This is a genomic window from Streptomyces sp. PH9007 (genome assembly GCF_059813725.1).
In genome coordinates this window covers 3,922,568-3,943,972 of the sequence record NZ_CM187440.1, presented here as the reverse complement: position 1 = coordinate 3,943,972, position 21,405 = coordinate 3,922,568, and the positions used below count along the sequence as shown (strand labels likewise).

The following is a 21,405-nucleotide window of genomic DNA, read 5'->3' as shown; positions in this document are numbered from 1 at the left end:
ATGAAAATGCGGGACGATCTCCACGCCGCCAACTGGCGCACGAGCAGTTACACCGCAGGCAATAGCAACTGTGTCGAGGTCGCGGTGGTAACCGACAGGCAGGGAGTCGCGGTCCGGGACACCAAGGACCGGACGGTACCCGCGGCACTGATCCCCACCCCAGCCTGGGCCGCTTTCCTAGCCGATCTCAAGAGCGGCCGTGAGTAGCGGAGAAGAAGAGTCCGACCCTCTCAGCGACGCCGGGTGGCAATGGACTCTCCCGGAGTGCTTGCACCGCCCTGTTTAAGCAGGGACCTGCCCCAGATCCACAAGTTGCACATTCAAGGGAGCCCGCCAGTGATCCTGGATGGCGAAAAGTGGCAGCGCTTCTTCGACTCCTTCGAGCAGGAAGCGTGGCGTTTCGAGGCGCAGCCCACCTACACCATGCCCGCTGAGCAGGTGAACATCGCCCGGTTCCAGCGGGGCGAGACCAAACCCGCCGACCACAACGCCCGCTGGCACCAGCGCGTACAGGGGTTCGTTGCCTCTGGCAGACGCATCGGCCGAGTCCGCATCGTGCGCCGGCCGCTCACCGGCTACCAGCGATACCAGTTCGCCTGGGGCATCCCCGGCAACATCGCGGCCGGCGAGGACATCCGCGTGCTGGACGTGACCGCCGAAAGCTACGGCCTACCGCTCTCCGGCCAGGACTGGTGGATGTTCGACGGCACCCGCATCGCCCACCTCAACTTCCGCCCCGACGGCACCCAGATCAACCGCGAGACGTACGAAGGCAGCCCGGAGCCCTACCAGGAGTGGAAGCGGATCGCTCTGGAGCACGCCGTGCCCTTCGCGGAATACGTGAAGACCCTCGGCGTGTGACCCCGCCCGAGCGTCCGGTATTGGTGTGCGCGCTCAAAGGAGGTACATGGTGTCCCGGACCGGCGCGGAGTTCGTTGAACTGCTGGCCCGGACGAGGTATTCGGCCGTCCACCTCGAAATGCGCGACGGCTATGGCGTTGACGAGGAGGCGGCAGAGTTCACGAAATGGCGATCGGGTTGGCGGCCGAGCCCCGACCCCGCTGCATGGTGGAACGACTTCCACACGTGGGTTCGTGACGCCACTGCCCGAGGCGTCTCGATCCGTCGGGCCCGCATCGTCTCGGAACCCGTGAGCGACTACATCCGCTATGAGCATGGCTGCTCCTACCAGAACATCGCCGCAGGCGAAGAGATCCGCTGGCTCCCGCGCCGCATGGCCTCGGATATCCCCCTGCCTGGGAACGACTTCTGGCTCTTCGACGAGCGCGTCATCATCTGGAACCACTTCACCGGGGACGGCGGTTCCGCCGGCCCCGAGCTGGATCAGCGTCCCCATATAGCACGGTTGTGCGCGACCGCGTTCGACGCCGTGTGGCGACGTGCCACGCCGCACCACCAGTCCCACCTCTGAACACCTGCGAGGCGGAAGCAACCACGGAGCTGCCCCACGCCTCGCCGAGCCCTGCTCCGAGCCCCCGTGGCGCGACACCCAGCGGTACGGAGGGTAAAGGGCGGGGCGCACTTCACAACCGACACAACCGTCCTGCGCAAGGAGCCTGATGTCGCAGAGTTTGACGAGCTTCGCGGACCTGCTGCGGTCAACGCGGAAATCGGCGGTGCATCTGGAGATGCGCGATGCCTACGGTGTGGAGAGTGAGATCGAAGGCTTCGCGGCCTGGAGAAAGGGCCACCGGCTCAATCCGGCGGAACGCGACTCGTGGTGGCGGCCGTGGCTCGGCCTGGTCCAGGAAGTGGCCCGTAAGGGTGTGGTTCTGCGCCGCGCCCGGATCATCTCGGAGCCGGTGAGCGACTACATCCGTTACGAGCACTCCGGAACGTTCACCAATATCGCCGCAGGGGAGCAGATCCGCTGGCTTCCCCGGCGACAGGCGTCGGATCTCGCCCTGCCCGGGAATGATTTCTGGCTGTTCGACGATCGGCTGGTGCAGTTCAATGTCTTCGACGGTTCCGGCCGGTGGGTCCACACGGACCTGTCCGAGGACCCCGCCGTCGCCCGGCTGTGTACCACCGCATTCGAAGCGGTGTGGGAGCGCGCCGTGCCGCATCACGAGTACGAACCGAGCTGATCGGGCCCCGCCATGACCGCCTCCGAATCTTCAAACGCCCAGGCGGCCCGGAAAGTCCTTGCCGGCCGTTTGCGGGAGATCTGCCAGGACGCCGGACTGGACGGCAAGTCACTAGCCGCTGCGTGTGGTTGGCACCCCTCCAAGGTGTCCAGGATCGCGACGGCGAAGACCTCTCCCTCTGCCGATGACATCCGCTCCTGGTGCCGGGCATGCGGTGCCGACGAGCAGACGGAGGACCTCATCGCCGCCCTCCGTGCTGTGGAGGGCATGTGGATTCACTGGCACCGGATGGAACGGACCGGGCTGCGCCGGGCACAAGAGACGGTCCTCCCGCTCTTCGAGCGCACTCGGTGGTTCCGGTCATACTCCCCCGGCCTCATTCCCGGGCTGTTCCAGACGTACCGGTACACCGAGGATGTGCTGCGCGGGGTCCAGCGCCGGCGGGTGCCGATCGACGATGTCGCGGAAGCGGTCGCGGTGCGGATGGAACGGCAGTACGTCCTCTACGAGGGACATCGGAGGTTCGCGGCCCTCGTGGAGGAATCCGTGTTGCGCAGCGGGCTCGGCAGTGCGGACACACAGCGGGATCAGTTGGAGCACCTGCTGCTGATCTGCACCCTGCCGAACGTCAGTCTCGGGGTCATTCCCTCGGCCCTGGGTCGGCGAAGGATGCCGGTGGAGGGCTTCTGGATCTTCGATACCGCGCGGGTCAACGTCGAGTTGGTGTCCGGCTATCTGACCTTGACCCAGCCCGGGGAAATCAAGGCGTACGCCGATACGTTTCTGATGCTGGCCGACACCGCCGTGTACGGAGCCAAGGCTCGTGCACTGATCAGATCGGCGATTTCCTCCTTCGGGTGATGACCGCGCAATCGCCCGCAATCGCCTGGGAACTGGGTCACGTACCTCCCTACCGTCAAGGCATGGGTACGCGATCCGCAGGGATCGCGGCGACACGTGGGAGGCAACACCATGGGAAAGCACGACAAGCCCGGTGACGACAACAACGGGGACGGGCTGCCCGGTCAGCCGTGGACCCCTCCATCCGGTCCCCCGTCACCCGATGGTGGTTCGCCCGAGGGCGATGGAGATCACCGGAAGTGACCGGACATCCTGATCGAAGGGAGCGCGTCAGTCCCCTTGAAGGACTGACGCGGTTCCTGCTGCGCACCGGTGCGATGAAGCGGGAGTGGGCCGGGGCGTTCGAGGCCGTGCCGCGTGAGGTGTTTCTGCCGGATCTGATGTGGCCGTACGAGATGGAGACCGGCCGGAGCAGGACGGTGGACCGGCGGACGGATCCGGTGGCGTGGGAACGTGCGGCCTACGCCAATGTTCCCGTCACCACGCAGTGGGACGACGGGCAGCACCCGGGGCCCGGGCCGGGCCGGGTGCCGACCAGTTCGGCGAGCATGCCGTCCGTCGTGACGCGCATGCTCGGCGACCTCGATGTGGTTCCCGGTGCCCGGGTGCTGGAGATCGGGACGGGAACGGGCTGGAACGCCGGGCTGCTGTCCGCGCGGCTGGGCGATCGGAACGTGGTCTCCGTCGAGGTGGACAAGCGGGTGGCGTCGCGGGCGCGGGCGAAGTTGGGCAGTCTCGGCCTGTATCCCGAGGTGGTGTGCGCGGACGGCCGGGACGGCTGGGCTGCGCGGGCGCCGTACGACCGGGTGATCGTCACGGCCGGGGTACGGGAGTTCCCGCCGGCGTGGGTGCGACAGACCCGGCCGGGCGGCCTGATCGTGGCCCCGTGGGGGACGCACTACTGCGACGAGGACGCGTTGGTACGGCTGACCGTCGCCGAGGACGGGACCGCGAGCGGGCCGTTCCTGCGCCCGCTGGAGTTCATGAAGCTGCGGGCGCAGCGCCTGGACTGGGGGCGGTTCGGCCGGCATGTCCGGGAGTATCCGGGAGACGCGGACGAGTCCGCCACCAGCGTGACCCTCTCCGATCTGGGCGAAGGGCAGCGGTTCCGCGGGGCGCGGTTCGTGCTGGGGCTGTGCGTGCCCGACTGCGCCCATGTGCTGAACGCCGGGGAGGATGGCGAGTCGACGCTGTGGTTCTTCGACATGGCCGAGGGGTCACGGTCGTGGGCGTCGGTCCTTTTCCAGGACGGGAAGGACAAGGCCACCGTCTACCAGTCCGGGCCGCGCCGACTGTGGGACGAGGTGGCAGCGGCGCTGGAGTGGTGGCGGGGGCAAGGAGCCCCGCAGTTGAACTCCTTCGGGCTCACCATCAGCCGTGACGGAACAAGCCGGCCCTGGATCGGCGATCCCACGCGTCCGCTGCCGACATTCGGGGCCGGGGTTCGGGATTGATCCGGCGGGCGGGGCCGACTCCGGGGGGCCGGTTTCCCCATGCCCGGCGCGGGCGCGCTCCGTGTTCTAGGCGCGGAGGGTGGCGACCGCCTCGTCGAAGAGGCGCTCGGGGTCGTCGGCTCCGCCGGAGCGGTACCACGCGTCGAGGGCGGCGTCGAGGCAGGCCAGCGCGGCGGCGACGAAGGCCAGGGCGCGGGGGTCCGGGGTCGGCGTGGCGGGCAGGCCGAGGCGGCGCTGTACGTCGGGGGCGAGCAGTTCCTGCCAGCGCAGGTGTTTCTCCAGGTGCCGGGCGCGCAGGGAGGGCGCCTCGTGGTGGATGCGGGCGAGGATCAGCTGTTCCTCCAGGGTGCCCGCCTTCTGCTGGAGCACCAGGAACGCTTCCTTGATGGCGGTCCATGCCGACTCGTCGGCCGGACGGGCTTCCAGCGCGGCGCGTACCGACTCCCCGAGCGCCTCGGTGTCGCCCAGGACGACGTCTTCCTTGCTGCCGAAGTAGTGGAAGAACGAACGGCGGGAGATGCCGACCGCGGCGGTGATCTGGTCGATCGTCGTCGCCTCGAAGCCGTTCTCCGCGAAGAGCCGTACCGCGCTGGCGGTGATTTCCATGCGCGCCGCGCGGCGCGCGCGCTCGCGGAGCGTGGGGGTGTCGGCCATGCACGCAGTCTAGGTCTCTGCATCGAATGCATTGTCTTGCACTGAGTGCAAGGTATTGCGTACGGTGCAGCCATGACTCCGATCAGCTTCTCCGGGCAGACCACGATCGTCACGGGTGCCAGCTCCGGCATCGGTGCCGCCTTCGCCCGCGAACTCGCCCGCCGCGGCTCCGACGTCGTCCTCGTCGCCCGGCGGCAGGACCGCCTGGAGGCACTCGCCTCCGAGCTGCGGACGCGGCACGGCGTGCGTGCCACCGCGATACCCCTCGACCTGAGTGAGCCGGGCGCGGGCCGGCGGCTGGCCGCCGAGCTGGCCCGGCAGGGCATCACGGTCGACGGTCTGGTGAACAACGCCGGTTTCGGCACCGACGGCCCCTTCCACGAGGAGGACCCGGACCGCCTCACCGACGAGATGAACGTCAATGTCGCCAACCTCGTCGATCTCACCCGCGCGTTCATCGAACCGCTCCGCGACTCCGGCCGGGGCGTTCTCGTGAATGTCGCGAGCATGGCGGCGTACACCCCCGTTCCCGCGATGGCGGTCTACGCCGCCTGCAAGGCGTTCGTCCTCAGCTTCACCGAGGCGCTGTGGCACGAGTCGCGCGGTACCGGCCTGCGGGTGCTGTCGCTCGCCCCGGGCCTCACCCGCACCGAGTTCTTCGACGGCCTGGGCAGCGGGGCCCACCAGGGTTCGTACGAGACCCCCGAACAGGTGGTCGCGACCGCGATGCGCGCACTCGACCGCGGCCGGCGACCGAGCGTGCAGTCGGGCCGTCTGAACGCGCTCGTGGTGAGGCTCCCCCGTTTCACCACCCGACGGCGTGCGGTCCTGCTCAGCGGGGCCATCTCGGCCCGGTCCTCCGGGGCCGCGGCGTAAGGTCGGGCGGGTGACCAAGGTACTGATCTCTGTGGACATGGAAGGCATCTCGGGGGTCGTGCACGCCTCCGAGACGCACACGGACGGCTACGACTACACGCGGGCCCGTACGACGATGACGGCCGAGGTCAACGCCGTGATCGACGGGGTGCTGGAGGGCGAGCCCGGGGCCGAGGTGTGGGTGGCCGACGCGCACGGGTCGTTCCGGAACCTGCTGCCGGAGGAGCTCGACCGGCGGGCCCTGCTGGTGCGGGGGAAGCCCCGGCCGTTCGGGATGCTCGGCGGGCTGGACGCGCAGACCGACGCGGTGCTGTTCGTCGGGTACCACGGGCGGGCCGGGTCCGGTCCCGCCGTGATCGCGCACACCATGAACGGCATCATCCTGGATGTGCGGGTGGCGGGGCTCTCCCTCGGGGAGATCGGGCTGAACGCCGCCATGGCCGGGCACCTCGGGGTGCCGGTGGTGCTGCTCAGCGGTGACGACGTGGCCTGTACCGAGGTGCGTGAGCTGGTGCCCGAGACGGTCACCGTCGAGGTGAAGCGGGCGCTCGCCCAGGGCGCCGCCGTCGCACTGCACCCGCAGGAGGCACGGGACCGGCTGCGGGCCGCCGCCGCGAAGGCCGTGGCGCGGCGGGGTGAGGTGACGCCGTTCCGGGTGCAGGGTCCGGTCGATGTCGAGATCGACCTGAGCCGGGCCCATACGGTCGATCTGGCCATGCTGGTGCCGGGCGTCACCCGCGTCGGGGGCGGGCGGACCATCGCGTACTCCGCCGCCGACTTCGCCGAGGCCTACCGGCTGGCGCTGCTGATCGCCCAGCTCGGCAACATCACTCCCGCGTAAGGTGACGGAATGACCGTTGACACCATAGCCGGACTGCGCCAGGTGCACGCCCGGCTGAAGTCCATCGGGCCCGACACCATCCCCCGCCCCCATGAACTGGAGGCGCTGGCCGAGAAGGTCCTCGCCTGCTCCGCCGAGCTGGGCGATGTCGCCGTCGCGGATCCGAAGGAGCTGCGGCGTCTGCTGACGTACGCCGTGAAGTCGCTCAGGGCAGCGGAGAAAGCGGCCCGCGCCCACCACAGTGACCCGGCGGGCCGGCCGCTCGCCCCCGTACGTTTCGCGCTCAAGGCCGGCGCGGCCGACGGCGCACTCGAAGGCGCCCTCGAACTGCTCGACCCCAAGGACTAGGCCGTTTCTTTTGGATCATCGTGCTGACCAGGTGTGGATGGCGGCGATGTGGAGTGCGGCCTGGTAGATGGTGGCGGTCTTGTCGTATCGGGTGGCCAGGCCGCGCCATTGCTTGAGTTTGTTGATGCAGCGTTCGACGGTGTTGCGCTGCTTGTATGCCTCTCGGTCGAACGCGGGCGGGCGGCCGCCCCGGCTGCCGCGTCGTTTGCGGTTGGTTGCCTGGTCAGCGGGAACGGGAATGACTGCCCGGATTCCGCGCCGACGGAGGTGGGCCCGGATAGCGCGTGAGGAGTAAGCCTTGTCGGCCAGGACCATCTCCGGTGTTGTCCGGGGCCGGCCGGTCGGCCGGGGCACCCGTAACTGGTTCATGACCTGGGCGAACGCGGGTGCGTCCCCTGCCTGGCCCGGGGTGAGGACGAAGGCCAGGGGCCGACAGCGGCTGTCGGCGGCGAGATGGATCTTGGTGGTCAGTCCGCCGCGGGACCGTCCGAGGGCATGGTCGTCCGGCTCGCCGGCCGGGGCCCCTTTTTGCGGGCCCCGGCGGCGTGCTGGTGAGCACGGACGATCGTGGAGTCGACCGCGATGACCCAGTCCATGTCGCCCTCGGCGTCGGCCTGGGCGAGCAGGGCGGTGAAGACCTTCTCCCAGGTGCCGTCGGCGGCCCAGCACCGCAGCCGGTTGTGGACGCCCTTCCACGACCCGAAGCGCTCGGGCAGATCCATCCACGGCGTCCCGGTGCGGTATTTGAAGGCGATCGCGTCGATCACCGGGCGGTGATCCCGCCACCGCCCTCCCCGCCGAGGTGTCCGGTCCGGCAGCAACGGCTCGATCCTCGCCCACTGGGCATCAGTCAACGACACACATCAACCAACGATCCGATGATCCGCAGGAAACGGCCTAGCCGCTGGCCGCCCGGCGGGGCGCGAACGTCCACACGGCCTGCCCCCTCGGTCCTGCTAGGTGTCGGGCAAGGTGGCCCGCAGCATCCTGCGAGCTGACATGGCCGCGATCCCAGGAGCGGCGTCCCCTGCCGCGACAGCCCTGTTCAGGTGCCCTCCACCACCCCGGCGCCCCAGGCCCAAGCGGCGACGCCGACGCGGTTGCGGGCGCCCACTTTGCGCTGGGCCGCCGCCGCGTGGGTCTTGACCGTGCCGAGGCCGATGCTCAGCGCCGTGGCGATCTCCCCGTTGCTCAGTCCCCGGGCGACAAGGCGTACGACCTCGGTCTCGCGGGCGGTCAGCACCGAGGGGTCGGGGCCGGTGGCGGGGCGGGGCGCCGGGAGTCCGCGCAGCAGGCGCGCCGTCAGGGAGGGGCTGATGAGCGTGTCCCCGGCCATCGCCGCACGGATCGACTCCACCAGCAGGGCCGGCCCCGAACGCTTCAGCAGATAGCCGGCGGCGCCCTCGCGCAGCGCCGGGCCCAGGTAGGCGTCGTCGTCGAACGTGGTCACCACGATCACCCGGTGGCCTTCGGGAGCGAGCCGCCGCACCACCTCCAGTCCGTCCACGCCGGGCATCCGGATGTCGGCCAGCACCACGTCGGGGCGCAGTTCGCGGGCCGCCGCCACGGCGGCGAGCCCGTCCGCCGCCTCCGCCGCCACGCACATGTCGGGCTGTGCCCCGACGACCATCCGGAACCCGTGCCGTACGAGGTCCTGGTCATCGGCGATCAGCACGCGGATCGTCACGCGCCACCCCACACGGCCGTGGTGTGCCAGCCGCCGGACGGGGTGGGGCCGGCGGTGAGGGTGGCGTCCTCGGTGGCCAGGCGGCGGCGCAGGGCGGCCAGTCCGGTACCGGCTCCGGTGGCGGGCGGGACGGTGGCGGCGGGCGGGGCGGGGTTGAGGACCCGCACCGTCAGGCCCTCGCCCCCGTGTGCCACCGTCACCCGGACATCGCCGCAACCGGGCGCGTGGCGCCGTACGTTCGTCAGCGCCTCCGTCACCAGCCGGTGGGCGGAGGGCGGCACGTCACGGACGGCCGGGTCCAGGTCCAGGGTGGCGGAGCCGTACCGCTGGACGGCGGCGGTCAGTTCGGCGAGCACCGCGCCGGGCGCGGTCGGGCCGGAGTTCTCGCCGGCGTCGGCGTCGAGCATGCGGACCGTGTCCTCCAGGGTGTCCATCGCGCGCAGCCCCGCCGCCTCGATGCGGCGCAGCACGGCCATCGCCGCGTCCGGGTCGCCCGCGGCGACGAGTTGGCCGGCCTGGGCCTGCACCAGCATGCCGCTCACCTCATGGGCCACGAAGTCGTGCAGATCGCGGGCGAGCGCGATGCGCTGCGCCCGGCGGGCCTCGCGGACCGCCTGCGCGCGGCGGGCGTTCTGGGCCCGCAAGTGGTGGCCGGCGGCGACGGCGGCACCGGAGGCGGCGGCGGCCAGCAGGCAGATGACGACCAGTTCAGCCGCGGGCGAGGGAGGGTCGAGGTGGAGGCCGACGCGCAGCGGCAGCGCGGTCAGGGCCAGCGCCGGCGGTACGGCGTGCCGGAGGCCGCGGCGGGCCGCCGGCACGGTCAGCGCGAGCAGGGCCGCCGTCTCCAGGAGCCACCAGGGGCCGACCGCGTTGCCCGCCGGGCCACGGTAGGCGGCGGTCGCGGCCAGCGACACCACCGCCACCACCGCCGGGGCCGCCACGTGGAGAGGCCGGGCCAGGAGGGCGGTGCCGGCCGCCAGGGCCGCCGGGAGCACGATCAGCGGTCCGGCCGAGGGCAGCGCGAGGAGGGCCACGACCGTCAACCCGGCCGCGACCAGCCCTCGTACGCCTTCGACAACCGTCCACCCGCGCATCGGGCCAGCGTACGGGCGTGCGCGAGGCGCCGCCTCTGCCGAACGGCAGAGGCGCGGGCGCGGCGGTCTCTGTCCGGTGGCCGATCCGCCGGGCGGTGTCGCTCGCCCAGGGTGGGGATCATGAGACGCACCGCGAGGCTGGCCGTCGCCGCGAGCACGGCCGCCGCCCTCCTGATCCCGCTCACCGGCTGCCAGTCGGCGGGCGGTCCCGGTTCCACGGTGACGCTGACGGCGGCCGTCCCGTACGTCATGCCCAACCTCGATGACAGCGCCGACCGTTGCCCGCCCCTCGGCGAGGACGGGGCCCGGCTCACCGACGACGCGCTGGCGGCCTGCCACGACGCCGCCGACGAGGAGGTGAACGGGGCGCTGGACGCCCTGGATCTGGCCCCGTTGCGGATCGGGGCGCTGTCGGGGCTCGGCGAGGGGGCGTACGGCACGGTCCGGGTCGATCCCGCGTCGGCCCCGTACACCCGGCTGTTCGTACGGGAGGGAACCTCGTACACCGTGCTGCCCGCCGAGCAGCGGCTGAGCGCGGCGCAGTTGCGCGATGGCGTCGAACTCGCCCTGGAGGCCACCGATCTGGTGCGCGACCCGGCGGTGTGGGACGGCGGGATCGAGGTCGCGCTCACCGTCGTGGACGGCGGGCGCACGGAGCGGGCGCACGCCGCGCTGCGGGCCGCGCCGCTGATCCTCACCCACGATCTGCTGCCGATCGACCGGATGGTGATGAGCGACAACGGGACCACGCCCGAGGACGCCGAACGGCACGGCTACGACCCGGAATCGCCCGCCGAGCCGGTCGAGGACGGCGAGGAGGTCTTCCGGGAGGAGTTGAGCGCCGCGCTGGAGGCGGCCGGGCTGAACGGGCACCTGCTGGAGTATCCGACGGGCGGCGACCGGTGGATGCGGGACCAGTTCATCACCGGCTACTTCGCCGTACCGGGCCCGGACGGGGAGGTGCGGCGGATGAACGTGCTGCTGCGCTCGGCCGATGTGATGCCGGAGGGGAGCACCGCCGACTTCCCGCTGCGCGACGCGGGGCGCTCGGCGTACACGGTGCTGGGCGGCCCCGGTACGGCGGTGATCCAGGAGTACGACGCCGGGCGGGTCGGGGACGACGAACGCAGCCAGCTGTGGGGCTCATTCAGCTCCACCGGCAACTTCCTGGTCACACCGCCGGACGCGGGGACGCCGGCGGGCCGGGTGCTGTACGGATCGGACGGCGGGGACGCGGCGCCGGACGCGGACTTCCTGCGGCTGCTGGAAGCGCAGCGCGAGCAGCGTCCGCTGGCCGTGGACACCAGCTGGCTGGGCGTGGGCCACATCGACGAGTTCCTGTCCTTCGTCCCGGCGGACACCGCGCGCGGCTGGGCGGCGCTGGTCGCCGACCCGGAACGCGGCCTGGAACTGACGGGCTCGGACGACCCGGAGGTCCTGGCGGGGACCCGGATCGCGGCGCGGGGCATCGAGGCGGCGCTCGACCTGTTCGAGGACGAACTCGGCCTGACGGACGAGGACATCGTGCGGGTGCCCGCCCTCTTCGAGCGGCTGGTGATCCCCGGCTATCCGCGCCAGGACGTCGTCGCCAACGCCCTGCCCGCCGTGGCGAACGGCGTGCAGACCGGGGCCGGTACCTTCCTGGCCCCCGAACCACACGACGCGGCGGTCAAGGCCGAGACCGAGGCGGCCTTCGCGGCGGCCGGGGCCGGGGACGTGGCGTGGGTCGAGGAGTGGGACTACGCGCACGCGGTGGGCACGGTCGGCGGTGAAATCCACTGCGTCACCAACGCGTTGCGGGACACGACGGGCGCCGGGCCGTGGTGGAGCGAGGAGGGGTGAGGCGTGCAGGGGCGGCGGGGTGGTCCTGCGCCGCCCCCGCCGCCCCTCGGCCGGCGCCGGGGTCCGGTCACTTCCGCCAGAAGAGGTGGTGCGTCACGCCGCTCGGGCTGGGCACGACCTCCAGGTGAAAGCGGTCGAGCAGCTCATCGGGCGACTCCCACAGGCGCAGTCCGGACCCGGCCTCCATGGGTGAGACCGCCACATGCAGCGTGTCGACGAGGTCGGCGTCCAGGAACTCCCGGACGGTGGTGACCCCGCCGCCGAGCCGGACGTCCTTGCCCTGCGCCGCCTGCCGTGCCTGCTCCAGGACGGTGGCCGGGTCGGCGTCGACAAAGTGGAAGGTGGTGTCGGAGAGCGTGAACGAAGGACGCGTGTGGTGGGTCAGCACGAACACCGGGGTGTGGAACGGGGGTTCCTCTCCCCACCAGCCGCGCCACTCGTGGTCGGTCCAGGGGCCGCGCTGGGGCCCGAACTTGTTGCGGCCCATGATCTCGGCACCGATGTTGTGCGAGAAGTCCCGCGTGAAGTAGTCATCCAGGCCCCTGCTCCCTCCGGGATCGGTGCGGTTGGGCCAGCTCGCCGTGGCGGTGGCCCAGGCGAACAGCTCCCCCGGGTCCACGGCGCCGCCGAACGGACGCTCGAAGCTCTGGTCCTCGCCGGCGGCGATCCCGTCACGTGAGACGCCGAAGTTCTGGACTCTCAGCAGCTGAGCCATGTGTTCCTCCTGTGGTGTCGGACCCTGATGGTGGGACTTCCGGGACGGTGCGGACTCATCGCAGCGCCCGTCCCCGTTCGAAATGGGCCATTCGCCCGCACGGACGGCGGACGGCGGACGGCCCCGGGCATGCGGCGTCATCTCCGGTGACCGACCGGGCGGCCGGTGCGACGGACGAACGCCGCCGCTCGGAGGGGGCGCAGCCACGCGTGCCAGGATCGGGGCATGCCGATCGATCCGCCGCTGCTCACCGCCGCCCGTGCCGTCTGGGAGTCGCTGGCCGGTGTGCCGGTGGCGTTCCGCCCCGCCGCCCAGGGGCCGCAGGTGGTGCTCTCGCCCGCGTCGGGCCTGTGCCCGCCCGGCTGGGCCGGGGTGGTGGCGGTCGGCGGGGCGGTGATCGCGACCGTTCCGGAGGAGACGTGGGCCGCGCCGGTACGGGCCGCCCTCGCTCCGCTGTCCGCCGGGGCGGCCGTCGACCCGGCGGCCGTACGCCGTGTCCTGCCGGTGGCCGAGCTGCTCGGCCCGGCCGCGCTGGCGTATCTGGACGCCGCGCGTTTCCGGCCGGTGGGCGACGGCGGGCCTGCCGTCGTCCATCTCCCGGCCCGGCACGCCGCGGTGGAGGAGCTGGAGCGGGAGTCGGGTGCGCAGGACGCGGACGAGGCGGACCTGGGGCGGATCACCTCGCCCGCGTTCGTCGTCCTCAGACGGCGAGACGGTGGTGGCCGCGGCGGGCTACCGGCGGTGGGCCGGGGGCGCCGCGCACATCGGTGTGCTGACCCGGCCCGGCCACCGGGGGCGGGGCCTGGCCAGGGCGACGGGTTCGGCGGCTGCCGCGCACGCGCTGGCGGCCGGGCTGCTGCCGCAGTGGCGGGCCCGGATCCCGGCGTCCCGGCGGGTGGCTGCGGCCCTGGGCTTCGCCGAACTCGGCGCCCAGCTCAGCGTCCGCCTGCGGCGACCGAGCAGGTAGCGGGGCGGCCGGCGGATCCGACAGCAGGCGTCGCCGCAGGTCTAGCGGGCGGACCGTTCCCGCAGCAGCGCCCGTTCCCGTTCGTTGTGGGTCAGGGACGCGGCGCGGCGGAACTCCTCGCGGGCCTCCGCGTCCCGGCCCAGCCGCGCGAGCAGGTCGCCGCGCACGCTCGGCAGCAAGTGGTAGTCCTTCAGGGCCGGTTCCTCGCGCAGCGCGTCCACCAGGGCCAGACCGGCCGCCGGGCCCTCGGCCATGGAGACGGCCACCGCCCGGTTGAGCGCCACCACCGGGGAGCCGGTGAGGGTCAGCAGCCGCCCGTACAGCGTGGCGATCATCGCCCAGTCGGTGTCCTCGTAGCGGGCGGCCCGGGCGTGGCAGGCGGCGATCGCGGCCTGCAGCGCGTACGGGCCGCCGCCGCCCGCGCGTGCCAGGGCGTCGGCGCCGCGCCGCATGAGGGGCCGGTTCCAGCGGGTGCGGTTCTGGTCGGCGAGCAGCACCGGCGCCCCGTCCGGTCCGGTCCGGGCGGGGATGCGGGAGGCCTGGAACTCCAGCAGCGATGCCAGGCCGTGCACTTCGGGTTCCCCGGGCATCAGGGCGGCCAGCACCCGCGCCAGCCGCAGCGCGTCCTCGCACAGGGCGGGGCGGACCACGTCGTCCCCGGCGGTGGCCGTGTACCCCTCGTTGAAGATCAGGTAGATGACCTCCAGGACGGAGGAGAGCCGGGCGGCGCGGTCCTCGCCGTACGGCACCTCGAAGCCGACCCCGGCCGTCGCGAGGGCGCGTTTGGCGCGCACGATGCGCTGGGCGACGGCAGGCTCGGCGGCCAGCAGGGCGCGGGCGATCTCGGCGGTGGTCAGGCCGCCGAGCAGCCGCAGGGTGAGGGCGGTGCGCGAGGCCGTGGGCAGCACGGGGTGGCAGGCAGTGAAGATCAGCCGCAGCAGATCGTCGTCGATGTTCTCCGGATCGGGCGGGTCCGGGGGCGGGGTGGTGTCCTCCAGCGACCGGCCCACCTCGGCGAGCTTGCGCGCGTACGTCTCCTTGCGGCGTACCAGGTCGATGGCCCGGCGCCGGGCGGTGGCCGTGAGCCAGGCGCCCGGCTTGTCCGGGACGCCCGACTCCGGCCACTGTTCGAGGGCGGCGACCAGCGCGTCCTGCGCGATCTCCTCGGCGATGCCCACATCGCGCACGATGCGGGCCGCGGCGGCGATGACCCGCGGGGATTCGATCCGGTAGGCGGCCTCGATGGTGGCCGTCACGCGTGGTTCCGTCACGGCCACCCATCAGACCATCAGTTCTCGGTGATCTGCCGCACCTCGGCGGTGATGTTCCACACGTCGGGGTGGATCTCCAGGAAGCGCTTGGTCCAGTACAGCGCCTCCTCCTTGTCCTTGGCCTGGATGATCGAGTAGCCGCCGATGACTTCCTTGGTCTCGGTGAACGGCCCGTCGGTGTAGGTGAGTTTGCCGCCGGACAGGGTCACGCGGGTGCCCTCGGAGGTGGGGGTGAGCCCGGCGGTGTCGAGCATGACCCCGGCCTTGGTGATCTCCTCCAGGAGCGCCCCCATGCGTGCCCCGAAGTCGGCGGGGAAGCCGTCGGCGGGGATGTTCTGTTCGTCGTTGCGGATCAGCGTGATGAAGCGGGGCATAGTGGCTCCTGGATCGATCGGTGGGCGGGGTCTTTCCCTGCCCTCACCCTTACGTCGAACGGGGACGGGCCGGATCGACACCGCGCCCGTATTTTTTTCTGTGGCGGCTTTTCCGTGTCGTGGGCCGCGCTGGTGCGAGGGGATGGTTGCCGTGGAGGGGTTGCTTCGGGCCGCCGGGGGCCCGGCGGGTGTGGGCGGCGTGCTGGAGTGGCTGGGGGCGCGTCTGGACGCCCAGGTGGCGGTGGTGAGCGGGCGCGGCGATGGCCCGGTGGAGGTCGAGGAGGCCACCGCGGGGTTTCCGTCCGTGGCGCGGGCCGGCCTCCAGGAGCTGGCCGCCCGGGTGGTCGGCGGCCGGCTGGCGTCGGCCGCCACCACCACCGAGGGCGGGGCCGGGTCGTGGTGGCTGCGGCTGGAGCGGATCGGTCCCCGGCCGCCGCACCGGGTGCTCGTGGTGGCCGCTGAACGGGCCCCGGACCGTGCGGAGTCGGCCGTCGCCTCGCAGGTGTGCGGGGTGCTCGACCTGCTGTTCCGGGCCCGGGAGACGGACGCGGCGCGGCGGGGCTACCAGCGCAAGGCCCGGCAGCTGCGGCTCGCACTGTTCCAGGCGCTGATGGCGGGGGACCCGGTGCTGGCGCGGCGGATGTCGGCGGGCGATCCGGCCGGGGTGCTGGAGACGGAGCGGGCGCGCGTCCATCTGCTGCGCTGTGCGCCGGGGGACCGGGACCGGCTGGCGCAGACGTACCAGGATCCGTCCGGCTTCCACGGCCGGGCCCTGATGGTGCGCTGCCCGGTGTACGACGAGCATCTGATCTGTCTGATCCCGGAGGACGATCCGGCGGGCGAGCCGCTGGCCGGCGCGCTGCGCGATCTGGTCGGCGCGAACCGTACGTACACGCTGGGCATCAGCGCCGTGCAGCCGCTGGCCGCGACCGCCGAGGCGTACGAACAGGCCCGGCACGCGCTGGCCGTCGCCCGCACCACCCCGGACCGGATCGCCGGCTACGAGGGACGCGAACCCCTGGCGCGGCTGCTGCCGCCCGCCCCCGCCGGCCGCTGGGCCGCCGGGCTGCTGCGCCCCCTGGACGGGGTGCCACGGCTCGCCGTGGACATCACCGGTCTCGCGCTGGGCATGCCCCGCGCCGGGGTGGCCCGGTTCCTGAACCTCAGCAGGACTACCGTCGGCGCGCACGTGCGGGAGGTGGAGCACGCGCTGGGCATGGATCTGCACGCCGTACGGGACCGGGCCGCGCTGCACCTGGCCGTGGCTCTGGCGGCGCGGCGGGCGGAATCGCCCTGGGCCGGCGAGCCGGAGCCCGACCCGGAGCCCGGCGCGGGCGGTGCCCCACGGCTCACCGACCTGCTGGAGACGGACGCGGCGCGGCGCTGGGCGCGGGCGTTCTGGACCCCGCTGGCCGGGGAGGAACACCATCGCGTGCGCGACACCCTGCGCGGCTGGATCGACGCCAACGCCGACGCCCGGCGGGCCGCCCGGGAGCTGGGCCTCAGCCGCACCACCGTCACCGCCCACCTGCGGACCGCCGAACGGCTGCTGCACCGCGACCTGAGCGCCTCCGGGTCCGGCATCCACGATCTGGTGCACGCGCTGCGGATCAGCGTGTCCAGCGACGAGGACGATTCTGGGCACCGTGCACAGTGACCCGCCCTTGTGCCCGGTGCCGTCCTGGCGGTCTACTCGCATAGTCACCATCGGGGGGCGAGGGATCCGCGATCGGGTGGAGCGCACGGTCGCGGATCCCTCGTAGTGACCCGGCCGCGCCGGCTCAGCGCGTGCCGCGCAGCACCAGACTGACGAAGCCGAAGGTGCCCCGGTAGCCGTGCAGCCACGCGTCACGGTGCGCCGCCGCCGTCTCGGCGGCCTCCCGCGCCCTGGGGTGGTCGGGGTGATCGAGCGCCCAGGCGGTCAGCGATCCGGTCCAGGACCACTCGTAGTCGTCCCACTCGTCCAGGGTGCTGGTGTGCCCGTAGACCGGGGCCCAGCCGGCGGCGACGACACGGTCGACCGTGGTGGCCAGGTCGGCGTAGGCGTCCGGCTCCTCCCCCAGCGCCTCCAGCACGGCCGGGGAGGGTTCGCTTTCCCAGAAGCCGTCACCGATCAGGACCCGGCCGCCCGGCGCGAGGTGTGCGCGGAGGGCGTCCAGGGTGGGCAGCAGCCCGCCGAAGGCGTGGGTGGAGCCCACGCACAGGACGACGTCGAACGGTTCGGGGGCGTGGTAGTCGGCCGCGCTCAGCTCGTGCAGTTCCAGCCGGTCCGCGACGCCGCGCGCCTCGGCCTCCTCCGCCGCGCGGGCCAGTGCGGCGGCGTTGATGTCGACGCCCACCGCGTGCAGCCCGGGAAAATGATCCAGCGCCTCCAGCAGCCACGCCGCTTCTCCGCAGCCCACGTCCAGCACCCGCAACCCCGCCGCGTCGTCCTCCCCCAGGGCCCGCTCCAGCAGTTCCAGGACGGAGTGCGGATGGAGCGGGGCCGCGATCGGGTGGCGGGCATGGGTGATGAGGTGTCTGTTGTAAGGCTGCATCCGGCCAAGATCTCACCGGTCAGGGGGCCCGGCCAGCGAATTTCCCGGTGGCGCGCGTGGGCTTCCGCCCTTCCCGGGACGGTGCCAGGATGCGGAATATGAGCGATCTTGTGTCCCGGCTGCGGGAGGGTCTGCCGGCCGAGGCCGTGCTGACCGACGCCGATGTCCTCGCTTCGTACGCCCACGACATGGCCAGCTTCTGCCCGGCCGGCACCCCGGCGGCGGTGGTGCTGCCGCGCGAGGTGGAGCAGGTACGGCATGTCCTGCGGGTGGCGAGCGAGCTGCGGGTTCCCGTCGTGCCGCAGGGGGCCAGATCCGGGCTGTCGGGGGCGGCCAACGCCGTGGACGGGTGCGTTCTGCTGTCGCTGGTGCGCATGAACCGCGTCCTCGACATCGACCCGGTGAACCGGATCGCGGTGGTCGAGCCGGGGGTCGTCAACGCCGAGCTGTCCAAGGCGGTGGCGGGGCACGGGCTGGCGTACCCGCCGGATCCGTCCAGCTGGGAGCAGTGCACCATCGGCGGGAACATCGGCACCGGAGCCGGTGGGCTGTGCTGTGTGAAGTACGGGGTGACGGCCGAGTATGTGCTCGGGCTCGATGTGGTGCTGGCCGACGGCCGGTTGCTGTCGACGGGCCGCAGCACCGCCAAGGGGGTCGCCGGGTACGACCTGACGCGGCTGTTCGTGGGGTCCGAGGGCACCCTGGGCGTAGTGGTGCGGGCGGTGCTGGCGCTGAAGCCGGCGCCGCCCCAGCAGCTGGTACTGGCGGCGGAGTTCGCCTCGACGGCCGCCGCCGGGGACGCGGTGTGCCGGATCATGGCGGCCGGTCACGCCCCCTCGCTGCTGGAACTCATGGACCGCACCTCCGTCCAGGCCGTGAACCGGATGATGCGGATGGGGCTGCCGGAGTCCACCGAGGCGCTGCTGCTGGCCGGGTTCGACACCCCGGAGCCGGGCGCCGAGCTGGCGGCGGTCGGCGAGCTGTGCCGGGCGGCGGGCGCCACCGAGGTCGTACCGGCCGAGGACGCCGCCGAATCCGAGATGCTGCTGGCGGCGCGGCGCGCCGGGCTCTCGGCGCTGGAGGCGGTCAAGGGCACCACGATGATCGACGATGTGTGCGTGCCCCGGGCCCGGCTGGCCGAACTGCTGGACGGGGTCGCGGAGATCGCCGGCCGGCACCGGCTGACCATCGGCGTCATCGCGCACGCCGGGGACGGCAACACGCACCCCACCGTGTGCTTCGACGCCTCGGACGAGGACGAGACGCGGCGGGCGCGGCAGTCGTTCGACGAGATCATGGCGCTGGGCCTGGAACTGGGCGGCACCATCACCGGCGAGCACGGGGTCGGGGTGCTCAAGCGGGACTGGCTGGCCCGCGAACTGGGGCCCGACGTCCTGGAGTTGCAGCGCGGGATCAAGGCGGTGTTCGACCCGCTGGGGATTCTCAACCCGGGCAAGGTGTTCTGACGGCCCGCGCGGGCGAGGCGGCGGGCGGGTCGCGCGAGGGGCGGGCGGGTCGCGCGGCCGGGGCTTGACCTCAAGTTTCCTTGAAGTATCAGCATGGGCGATGCCCGGCCGCTCCGGCCGGACCCACCGGAACAGGACAGGACATCGCCATGTCACCGATCCCCCACCCCCCGCTCCGCCTCGCCGTCATCGTCGGCAGCGTGCGCGAGGGCCGCATGGGACCGACCATCGCCCGCTGGTTCGCCGAACACGCCGCGAGCCGCACCGACATGACCGTCGACGTCATCGACCTCGCCGAACACCCCCTGCCGCTGGACATGGCCGGCGACACCCCCGGCACCGACGCCCTCGCCGCCCGCCTGGCCGCGGCGGACGTCTTCACCGTCGTCACCCCCGAGTACAACCACAGCTTCCCGGCCGGCCTCAAGAACGCCATCGACCTGCACAACAAGGAGTGGCACGCCAAGCCGGTCGGCTTCGTCTCTTATGGCGGCGTCTCCGGCGGCCTGCGCGCCGTCGAGCAGCTGCGGCAGGTCTTCGCCGAACTGCACGCCGTCTCCGTCCGCGACACCGTCAGCTTCCACGGGGTGTGGGGCAGCTTCGACGACACCGGCCGCCCCGTGGACCCCGAGGGCTGCGGCGGTGCCGCCAAGACCATGCTCGACCAACTCGCCTGGTGGGGCCGGGCGCTGAGCGAGGCCCGCGCCGTACAGCCGTACGGAGCCCGCTGATGCGCACCGCCGAGGCCGGCGACCCCGCGATATCCCCCGGCGACAGGCCGGCCGCCCCGCTCCCGCCGCGGTCACCCGCGCCGCGGCTGGGGGCGCTGGCCACCGTCATCATCATCGGCTCGGTGATGATCGTGCTGGACACCACCATCGTCGCCATCGCCTACCCCACCCTGGCCCGGGAGTTCGGGGCCGCGATCACCACCGTGCAGTGGGTCTCCTCCGGGTACACCCTGGCGCTGGCCGCCGTCATCCCCACCGCCGGATGGGCGATGGGCCGGTTCGGCAACCGGCGCGTCTACCTCACCGCCGTCGCCGCCTTCACGGTCGGCTCCGCGCTGGCGGGCCTGGCCTGGAACATGGAATCGCTGATCGCCTTCCGCGTCCTGCAGGGCCTGGCCGGCGGCCTGGTGTCCCCGGTCGGCATGGCCGTCATGCTCCAGGCGGCGGCCCGGCGCGGCAGCGACAACGGAAAGGTGATGAGCCTGCTGGGCATCCCCATCCTCATCGGCCCGCTCACCGGCCCGGTGCTGGGCGGACTGCTCATCGACTCCGTCTCCTGGCGCTGGATGTTCCTCATCAACGTGCCGGTCGGCGTGCTCGCCGTGCTGCTGGCGGTACGGCTGCTGCCGCGCGACGCACCCCGGTCGGGGCAGCGCCTGGACCTGCCGGGGCTGCTGATGCTCTCGCCCGGTCTCGGCGCGTTCATCTACGGGCTGACCCGGGGCGCGGAGGGCGAGTCGGGCATGACCTCGGCGGAGGCGCTCGTGCCCACCGCCGCCGGCCTGGTGCTGATCACGGCCTTCGCGGTACGCGCCCTGCGCACGACCGCGCCCCTGGTACGGCTGCGGCTGCTGGCGGAACGCCGGCTCGCCGTGGGGGTGGCGACGGTGTTCCTCTTCGCCACCGGCTACTTCGGCTCGATGATGCTGGCGCCGATCTACTTCCAGTCGGTACGGGGCGCGTCCGTGCTGACCGCCGGGCTGATGGGCGCGCCACTGGCGCTCGCGTCGGGAACGGTGATGCAGTTCGCGACCCGGCTGACCGACCGGGTGGCGCCCCGGTACATCGTGGTGCCGGGCGTGCTGCTGGGCGCCGCCGGGTTCGCCGGGTTCGCGCTCCAGGCGCAGGCGGACACCCCGTACTGGCGGCTGATGATCGCGCTGATCGTGATCGGCGCGGGGGGCGGCATGACCCTGATGCCGAGCATCGCCGCCGCCACCCGGGGGCTGCCCCCGGACCAGGCCCCGGCGGCGTCCACGCTGATCGCGATCTTCTCCCAGATCGCCGCCTCCGTGGGCGCGGCGGCGGTCTCCCTGCTGATGTCGCGGCGCCTGACCGAGTCGTTCACGCAGGCCGGTCCGGAGACGATGACGCAGGCCGTCCGGCACGCGTACCTGTGGCCCATGGCGGCGGTCCTGCTGGCCCTGATCCCGGCCCTGCTGTCTTCCCGCCACCGACCGGAACGGACCGGCTGACGGGGGGCGGTGGCCGGGCGGCGGAGCCGGCGGGATCCGGGACAGCGGGGGCGTTCCCGGATCCCGCCGGTACGGCCGGGCGCACCGCACATGCGGCGGGAGGC

Annotated in this window: 22 protein-coding genes and 1 pseudogene; 15 read left to right on the top strand and 8 right to left on the bottom strand. The window is 72.6% G+C overall.

Features of this window, described 5'->3' with window-relative positions:
- The 6 genes from ACTFAP_RS18175 to ACTFAP_RS18150 all read left to right on the top strand — a co-directional run bounded on the left by ACTFAP_RS18175 (window position 1) and on the right by ACTFAP_RS18150 (window position 4,423).
- On the top strand, window positions 1-207 hold the full coding sequence (locus tag ACTFAP_RS18175; protein WP_500466865.1) for a DUF397 domain-containing protein: 207 nt from the start codon (window positions 1-3) through the stop codon (window positions 205-207).
- A gap of 129 nt (window positions 208-336) precedes the next feature.
- Window positions 337-861: a DUF6879 family protein gene (locus tag ACTFAP_RS18170; protein WP_500466864.1), complete on the top strand. Its 525-nt coding sequence runs from the start codon at window positions 337-339 to the stop codon at window positions 859-861.
- Window positions 862-907: 46 nt separating this feature from the next.
- Window positions 908-1,432, top strand: a complete 525-nt coding sequence (locus tag ACTFAP_RS18165) for a DUF6879 family protein (protein ID WP_500466863.1) — start codon at window positions 908-910, stop codon at window positions 1,430-1,432.
- 148 nt (window positions 1,433-1,580) lie between these two features.
- Window positions 1,581-2,108, top strand: a complete 528-nt coding sequence (locus ACTFAP_RS18160; RefSeq protein ID WP_500466862.1) for a DUF6879 family protein — start codon at window positions 1,581-1,583, stop codon at window positions 2,106-2,108.
- A 12-nt stretch (window positions 2,109-2,120) separates the two neighbouring features.
- Window positions 2,121-2,969, top strand: coding sequence for a helix-turn-helix domain-containing protein (locus ACTFAP_RS18155; RefSeq protein ID WP_500466861.1), 849 nt, complete (start codon window positions 2,121-2,123; stop codon window positions 2,967-2,969).
- A gap of 239 nt (window positions 2,970-3,208) precedes the next feature.
- Window positions 3,209-4,423, top strand: a complete 1,215-nt coding sequence (locus ACTFAP_RS18150; protein ID WP_500466860.1) for a methyltransferase domain-containing protein — start codon at window positions 3,209-3,211, stop codon at window positions 4,421-4,423.
- A 66-nt stretch (window positions 4,424-4,489) separates the two neighbouring features.
- On the opposite strand, the gene ACTFAP_RS18145 is transcribed toward ACTFAP_RS18150, so the two are convergent.
- Window positions 4,490-5,077 (bottom strand): TetR/AcrR family transcriptional regulator, encoded by a 588-nt coding sequence (locus tag ACTFAP_RS18145; RefSeq protein ID WP_500466859.1) that lies wholly within the window; start codon window positions 5,075-5,077, stop codon window positions 4,490-4,492.
- Window positions 5,078-5,149: 72 nt separating this feature from the next.
- Between ACTFAP_RS18145 and ACTFAP_RS18140 the strand changes: the two genes are divergently transcribed.
- The 3 genes from ACTFAP_RS18140 to ACTFAP_RS18130 are packed head-to-tail and all read left to right on the top strand — an operon-like array spanning window position 5,150 to window position 7,142.
- Window positions 5,150-5,953 carry an SDR family NAD(P)-dependent oxidoreductase gene (locus ACTFAP_RS18140; RefSeq protein WP_500466858.1) on the top strand — a complete coding sequence of 268 codons (804 nt, stop codon included), beginning with the start codon at window positions 5,150-5,152 and terminating at the stop codon, window positions 5,951-5,953.
- A gap of 10 nt (window positions 5,954-5,963) precedes the next feature.
- On the top strand, window positions 5,964-6,794 hold the full coding sequence (locus tag ACTFAP_RS18135; protein ID WP_500466857.1) for a M55 family metallopeptidase: 831 nt from the start codon (window positions 5,964-5,966) through the stop codon (window positions 6,792-6,794).
- 9 nt (window positions 6,795-6,803) lie between these two features.
- Window positions 6,804-7,142, top strand: coding sequence for a hypothetical protein (locus ACTFAP_RS18130; protein ID WP_500466856.1), 339 nt, complete (start codon window positions 6,804-6,806; stop codon window positions 7,140-7,142).
- 15 nt (window positions 7,143-7,157) lie between these two features.
- On the opposite strand, the pseudogene ACTFAP_RS18125 reads toward ACTFAP_RS18130, so the two are convergent.
- The 3 genes and pseudogenes from ACTFAP_RS18125 to ACTFAP_RS18115 form a co-directional block, all read right to left on the bottom strand.
- A pseudogene (locus ACTFAP_RS18125) lies at window positions 7,158-8,002 on the bottom strand (IS5 family transposase).
- A gap of 185 nt (window positions 8,003-8,187) precedes the next feature.
- Window positions 8,188-8,829, bottom strand: a complete 642-nt coding sequence (locus ACTFAP_RS18120; RefSeq protein WP_500466855.1) for a response regulator — start codon at window positions 8,827-8,829, stop codon at window positions 8,188-8,190.
- Complete coding sequence (locus tag ACTFAP_RS18115) at window positions 8,826-9,923, bottom strand: sensor histidine kinase (protein WP_500466854.1); 1,098 nt, start codon at window positions 9,921-9,923, stop codon at window positions 8,826-8,828. The genes ACTFAP_RS18120 and ACTFAP_RS18115 overlap by 4 nt, the downstream gene beginning before the upstream one ends.
- Before the next feature lie 120 nt (window positions 9,924-10,043).
- Between ACTFAP_RS18115 and ACTFAP_RS18110 the strand changes: the two genes are divergently transcribed.
- Window positions 10,044-11,765 carry a protein-arginine deiminase family protein gene (locus tag ACTFAP_RS18110; RefSeq protein ID WP_500466853.1) on the top strand — a complete coding sequence of 574 codons (1,722 nt, stop codon included), beginning with the start codon at window positions 10,044-10,046 and terminating at the stop codon, window positions 11,763-11,765.
- A 67-nt stretch (window positions 11,766-11,832) separates the two neighbouring features.
- Here ACTFAP_RS18110 and ACTFAP_RS18105 read toward each other — a convergent pair whose 3' ends face one another.
- On the bottom strand, window positions 11,833-12,480 hold the full coding sequence (locus ACTFAP_RS18105; protein ID WP_500466852.1) for a dihydrofolate reductase family protein: 648 nt from the start codon (window positions 12,478-12,480) through the stop codon (window positions 11,833-11,835).
- A gap of 715 nt (window positions 12,481-13,195) precedes the next feature.
- Here ACTFAP_RS18105 and ACTFAP_RS18100 point away from each other — a divergent pair.
- Window positions 13,196-13,447 (top strand): GNAT family N-acetyltransferase, encoded by a 252-nt coding sequence (locus tag ACTFAP_RS18100; protein WP_500466851.1) that lies wholly within the window; start codon window positions 13,196-13,198, stop codon window positions 13,445-13,447.
- Between the two features lie 41 nt (window positions 13,448-13,488).
- Here the strand turns inward: ACTFAP_RS18100 and ACTFAP_RS18095 are convergent, their stop codons facing one another.
- Both ACTFAP_RS18095 and ACTFAP_RS18090 read right to left on the bottom strand, forming a co-directional pair.
- Window positions 13,489-14,718, bottom strand: a complete 1,230-nt coding sequence (locus tag ACTFAP_RS18095) for an RNA polymerase sigma factor (RefSeq protein WP_400010206.1) — start codon at window positions 14,716-14,718, stop codon at window positions 13,489-13,491.
- 17 nt (window positions 14,719-14,735) lie between these two features.
- A complete protein-coding gene (locus tag ACTFAP_RS18090; protein ID WP_400010208.1) occupies window positions 14,736-15,092 on the bottom strand; it encodes a YciI family protein in 357 nt (118 codons plus the stop codon).
- A 151-nt stretch (window positions 15,093-15,243) separates the two neighbouring features.
- Between ACTFAP_RS18090 and ACTFAP_RS18085 the strand changes: the two genes are divergently transcribed.
- Window positions 15,244-16,749, top strand: a complete 1,506-nt coding sequence (locus tag ACTFAP_RS18085) for a helix-turn-helix domain-containing protein (RefSeq protein ID WP_500466850.1) — start codon at window positions 15,244-15,246, stop codon at window positions 16,747-16,749.
- A gap of 124 nt (window positions 16,750-16,873) precedes the next feature.
- On the opposite strand, the gene ACTFAP_RS18080 is transcribed toward ACTFAP_RS18085, so the two are convergent.
- Window positions 16,874-17,629, bottom strand: a complete 756-nt coding sequence (locus ACTFAP_RS18080) for an SAM-dependent methyltransferase (RefSeq protein WP_400010210.1) — start codon at window positions 17,627-17,629, stop codon at window positions 16,874-16,876.
- A 98-nt stretch (window positions 17,630-17,727) separates the two neighbouring features.
- Between ACTFAP_RS18080 and ACTFAP_RS18075 the strand changes: the two genes are divergently transcribed.
- The 3 genes from ACTFAP_RS18075 (at window position 17,728) to ACTFAP_RS18065 (ending at window position 21,301) form a co-directional block, all read left to right on the top strand.
- Window positions 17,728-19,095, top strand: a complete 1,368-nt coding sequence (locus ACTFAP_RS18075) for an FAD-linked oxidase C-terminal domain-containing protein (RefSeq protein WP_495681515.1) — start codon at window positions 17,728-17,730, stop codon at window positions 19,093-19,095.
- Between the two features lie 149 nt (window positions 19,096-19,244).
- Window positions 19,245-19,826 carry an NADPH-dependent FMN reductase gene (locus ACTFAP_RS18070; RefSeq protein WP_400010214.1) on the top strand — a complete coding sequence of 194 codons (582 nt, stop codon included), beginning with the start codon at window positions 19,245-19,247 and terminating at the stop codon, window positions 19,824-19,826.
- The gene (locus tag ACTFAP_RS18065; protein WP_500466849.1) at window positions 19,826-21,301 is read left to right on the top strand and encodes a DHA2 family efflux MFS transporter permease subunit; all 1,476 of its coding nucleotides are present in this window, start codon (window positions 19,826-19,828) and stop codon (window positions 21,299-21,301) included. The genes ACTFAP_RS18070 and ACTFAP_RS18065 overlap by 1 nt, the downstream gene beginning before the upstream one ends.
- Window positions 21,302-21,405: the final 104 nt, after the last annotated feature.